This is a genomic window from Nocardiopsis trehalosi NBRC 14201 (genome assembly GCF_001552555.1).
In the GTDB taxonomy this organism is placed as follows: Bacteria; Actinomycetota; Actinomycetes; order Streptosporangiales; family Streptosporangiaceae; genus Nocardiopsis_B; species Nocardiopsis_B trehalosi.
Genome location: NZ_BCRK01000289.1, coordinates 1 through 4,621, shown reverse-complemented (window position 1 = coordinate 4,621; position 4,621 = coordinate 1). Strand labels below are relative to the sequence as shown.

General features: G+C 74.7%; 3 protein-coding genes. 1 reads left to right on the top strand and 2 read right to left on the bottom strand.

Annotated features, from left to right (window positions below; translation table 11 throughout):
- Positions 1-124 precede the first annotated feature (124 nt).
- Complete coding sequence (locus NT8_RS27290; protein ID WP_067975765.1) at positions 125-1,240, top strand: glycerophosphodiester phosphodiesterase family protein; 1,116 nt, start codon at positions 125-127, stop codon at positions 1,238-1,240.
- A 49-nt stretch (positions 1,241-1,289) separates the two neighbouring features.
- On the opposite strand, the gene NT8_RS27285 is transcribed toward NT8_RS27290, so the two are convergent.
- Both NT8_RS27285 and NT8_RS27280 read right to left on the bottom strand, forming a co-directional pair.
- On the bottom strand, positions 1,290-1,973 hold the full coding sequence (locus tag NT8_RS27285) for a response regulator (RefSeq protein WP_084469329.1): 684 nt from the start codon (positions 1,971-1,973) through the stop codon (positions 1,290-1,292).
- Positions 1,973-4,558: a sensor histidine kinase gene (locus NT8_RS27280; protein WP_084469328.1), complete on the bottom strand. Its 2,586-nt coding sequence runs from the start codon at positions 4,556-4,558 to the stop codon at positions 1,973-1,975. Before NT8_RS27280 ends, NT8_RS27285 begins: the two co-directional genes overlap by 1 nt.
- Between the last annotated feature and the right edge of the window lie 63 nt (positions 4,559-4,621).

Here is a 4,621-nt window from a genome sequence, read left to right as displayed (position 1 = left end):
CCGTGCGGCCGCGGGTTACATTTCGGCCGCCGGTGGGTCCGCGTTCAAACCGGGTGAAGCGGCGCGACGCACGCACCGGCGAGTGTTCCCCCGTCCTCGCGCGAACGCGGAGCAAAGGAGACCCATGCGGCGCACCACGGCCCCGTCCCCCAGCCGGATCGCCCTCACCACCCCCCTGATCGCCCTCGCCGTCCTCGCCGGAGCGGCGCCGGCCGCCGCCGACCCCGCCGCCGAGCGCGGCGGCCGCGAGGAGTCGCTGATCGAGGTCCCGTGGGTGATCGCCCACCGGGGCGCCTCCGCCTACCGGCCCGAACACACCATCGCCGCCTACCGGCTGGCGGTCCGCCAGCGCGCCGACGTCATCGAGCCCGACCTGGTACCCACCCGCGACGGCCACCTCATCGCCCGGCACGAGAACGAGCTGGGCGGCACCACCGACGTCGCCGACCACCCCGAGTTCGCGGACCGCCGCACCACCAAGACCATCGACGGCGTCCGCGTCACCGGCTGGTTCGCCGAGGACTTCACGCTCGCCGAGATCAAGACGCTGCGCGCGGTCGAGCGCATCCCCGACATCCGGCCGCGCAACACCCGCTACGACGGCCGCTACGAGATCCCCACGTTCGCCGAGGTCCTCGACTACTGGGCGGACGCCCGCGGCCACGGCCGCCACGGCCGCGACCTGCGGATCATCCCCGAGCTCAAGCACGGCGGCTACTTCGACTCCCTGGGCCTCGACACCGAGGAGATGCTCGCCGAGGAGCTGGCCGAGCGCGGGCTGGACGGCGCGGACGCCCCCGTGGTGGTGCAGTCCTTCGAACCGGGCAGCGCCCGCGAGGTGGACTCCCTCGTCGACACCCCGGTGGTGCAGCTCATCAGCGGGAACCGGGCCGACCTCACCACCCCCGAGGCGCTGGACGGGATCGCCGAGTACGCCGATGCCATCGGCCCCGACGTCCGGCACGTACTGCCCATCGGCGCCGACGGCCGCGCGGGCGAGCCCACCCCGCTCGTCGCCGACGCGCACGACCGCGGCCTGCTCGTCACGCCCTACACGCTGCGCAGCGAGAACGCCCACCTGCCCGACGGCTACGACCGGGGCACCGACCCCACCGCCTACGGCGACCACCGCGCCTACTACACCGCGGTCCTGCGCACCGGGGTCGACGGCGTGTTCTCCGACAGCCCCGACCACCTCTACGCGGCCCGCGCGCACTTCCTGAAGCACCGCGACCGCTGACCCGCCGGCCCCGCCGCCCCCGTCGCCCCGGGCGGCGGCGGGGCCCCGTTCAGGCGGCGCCGTCCTTCTCGAACCGGTAGCCCATGCCCGCCTCCGTGATCAGGTACCGGGGGTGGGCCGGGTCGGGTTCGAGCTTGCGGCGGAGCTGCGCCATGTACACCCGCAGGTAGTTGGTCTCGCTCTGGTAGGCGGGCCCCCACACGTCGTGCAGCAGCTGGCGCTGGCTGACCAGCCGGCCCGCGTTGCGCGCCAGCACCTCCAGGATGTGCCACTCGGTGGGGGTCAGCCGCACCTCGCGGCCGTCGCGCGACACCCGCTTGGCGCCCAGGTCGACGGTGAACGCGGCCGTGGCCACCACCGGCGCCTCCTCCACGTGCACCGACCGGCGCTGCGCGGCGCGGATGCGCGCCAGCAGCTCGTCCATCCCGAACGGCTTGGTGACGTAGTCGTCGGCCCCCGCGTCCAGCGACCGCACCTTCTCGCTCGCCGAGTGCCGCGCCGACAGCACGATGATGGGCACCGACGTCCAGCCGCGCAGCCCCTCGATCACCTCGCCGCCCTCCATGTCGGGCAGCCCCAGGTCGAGCAGGACGATGTCCGGCGGGTGCTTGGCGGCGGCCTGGAGCGCCGACGCGCCGTCGAACGCCGTGTCGACGTCGTAGCCGCGGGCGCGCAGGTTGATGCGCATGGCCCGGATGATCTGGGTGTCGTCGTCGACGACGAGAATCCGCATCACCGCTCCTCGGTCTCGGTGCCCGGTGCGGCCGGGTCCCCGGCGGGGCCCTCGGCCGCCGGGTCGTCGGCGGCGCACAGGGTGAACACCATGGTCAGGCCGCCGCCGGGGGTGTCCTCGGCGGTCAGCGTCCCCTCGTTGGCCTCGGTGAAGCCGCGGGCCACGGCCAGCCCCAACCCGATGCCGGTGCCGCGCGGGGCGTCGCCGAGCCGCTGGAACGCCTCGAAGATGCGCTCCTTGGACTCGTCGGGCACCCCCGCGCCGTGGTCGGCCACCCGCAGCTCGACCTCGCCGCCGAGCGCGCTCGCCGACACCCGGACGGGCCGCGCCCCCTCGGGGTTGTGCCGGACGGCGTTCTGCACCACGTTGGCCACCGCCCGCTCCAGCAGCCCCGCGTCGGCGCGCACCCGGGGCAGGTCGTCGGGGACGTCCACGCAGACCGTGTGCGGCGGGACGCCGATGAGGGTCACCGGGACCACCTCCTCCAGGCCGACCGCGCGCACCTGCGGCCGGACCGTGTCGGTCTGCAGCCGGCTCATGTCGAGCAGGTTGCCGACCAGGCCGTTGAGCCGGTCGGTGGACTCCTCGATGTTCTCCAGCAGCTCGGCGCGGTCGACGTCGTCGAGTTCGATGTCGACCGAGCGCAGGCTCGACACGCTCGCCTTGATCGACGTCAGCGGGGTGCGCAGGTCGTGGGAGACGGCGGCCAGCAGCGCGGTGCGGATCTTGTTGCCCGCGGCCTGCCGCTTGGCCTCGGCCGCGTCGCGGGCCAGCCGCTGCCGCTCCAGCGCGATGCCGATGTGGGTGGCGAACGCGCCCAGGATGCGCCGGTCCGCGGCCGGCAGCACGTGCCCGCGCAGCGCCAGCGCCAGCGAGTCGCTGACCGACACCAGGGCGTCGGCCTCGTCGGGGGAGGCGCACGGCCGGTCGCCGTCGACCTCCAGTCGCTCCCACCGGCCGTCGTCCTGCTGGCCCAGCAGCGCCACCGAGCGCTGCCCGAACGTCTCGCGGATGCGCCGCAGCAGGGCGCGCAGCGGCTCCTGGCCGTCCAGGACGCTGCTCGCGAGCAGGCTGAGCGTGCCGGCCTCGGCGCGCGCCCGCGCCGCCTGCAGCGACCGGCGCTTGGACACGTCCACCACGATCGCCACCAGCACCCCGACCAGGATGAACACCACCAGGGCGATGGCGTTGTCGAGCTGGTTGATGGTCGACCGGTACAGCGGGGGCGTGAACAGGATGTTCAAGATCAGGCTGCCCCACACCGCGCTGAACAGGGCGGGCCACAGCCCGCCCACCATGGCGGTGACGACCGTCGCGGTGAGGAACACCAGCATGTCGGTGGTCAGCCCCAGCTCGTCGGCGACCGGCAGGTGCAGCAGCGCCGCCAGAACCGGCGGGCAGAGCACCCCCAGCAGCCACCCGGCGCCCGTGCGCGCCCCGCCCAGGCCCCCGGCCGGCGCGGGCAGCAGGCCCCGGCCGCGGCCCACCTCCTCGTGGGTGACGATGTGCACGTCGATGTCGCCGGCCTCGCGGGCGACGGTCGACCCCACACCGGGGCCGAACACGTACTGCCAGCCGCGCCGCCGCGACGACCCCAGCACGATCTGGGTGGCGTTCACCCCGCGCGCGAACTCCAGCAGCGCCGTCGCGACGTCGTCGCCCACCACCTGGTGGTAGGTGCCGCCCAGCTCGGCGAGGAGCTGCCGCTGCCGCGCCAAATCCTCGGGAGGCACGTGCCGCAGGCCGTCGCCGGACACCACGTGCACCGCCATCAGGTGGCTGGGCTGCGGCTGGCCGCCCCGCGAGCGGGCGGCGACCCGCGCGGCCCGGCGCAGCAGGGTCTCGCCCTCGGGGCCGCCGGTGAGGGCCACGACGACGCGCTCGCGCGCCTCCCAGGTCTCGCGGATCTTGTGCTCGCCCCGGTAGCGGGCCAGCCCCTCGTCCACCCGGTCGGCGACCCACAGCAGCGCGAGTTCGCGCAGCGCGGTCAGGTTGCCCTCGCGGAAGTAGTTGGACAGCGCGGCGTCGATCTTCTCGGCCGGGTAGATGTTGCCGTGCGACATGCGGCGGCGCAGCGCGTGCGGCGACATGTCGCACAGCTCGATCTGGTCGGCGCGGCGCACGATCTCGTCCGGGATGGTCTCGCGCTGGCGCACCCCGGTGATCTGCTTGACCACGTCGTTCAGCGACTCCAGGTGCTGGATGTTCACCGTGGAGATCACGTCCACCCCGGCGTCGAGCAGCTCGTCCACGTCCTGCCACCGCTTGGGGTTGCGCGACCCCGGCACGTTGGTGTGCGCCAGCTCGTCCACCACCGCCACGCGCGGGGCGCGGGCCAGCAGCGCGTCGATGTCGAGCTCGGTGAAGGTGCCGTCGCGGTGCACGGCGGTGCGGCGCGGCAGCACCTCCAGCCCGTCGAGCAGCGCCGCCGTGCGGTCCCGCCCATGAGTCTCGACGAAGCCCACGACGATGTCGGTACCGCGCTCGGCGCGGCGCCGGGCCTCGCTGAGCGCGGCGAAGGTCTTGCCCACCCCCGGGGCCGCGCCCAGGTAGATGCGGAGTCGTCCACGTGCCACGCCCTCCATTGTGCGCCGCGCCGCCGGCGTCCGCGCGCCGGCCGGGCCGGGCGGTTCCGGCCGGGGGCGCCC

Coding starts and splice junctions, on each gene's coding strand:
- NT8_RS27280 (WP_084469328.1), bottom strand. CDS start 4,558: ATGGAGGGCGTGGCACGTGGACGACTCCGCATCTACCTGGGCGCGGCC.
- NT8_RS27290 (WP_067975765.1), top strand. CDS start 125: ATGCGGCGCACCACGGCCCCGTCCCCCAGCCGGATCGCCCTCACCACC.
- NT8_RS27285 (WP_084469329.1), bottom strand. CDS start 1,973: ATGCGGATTCTCGTCGTCGACGACGACACCCAGATCATCCGGGCCATG.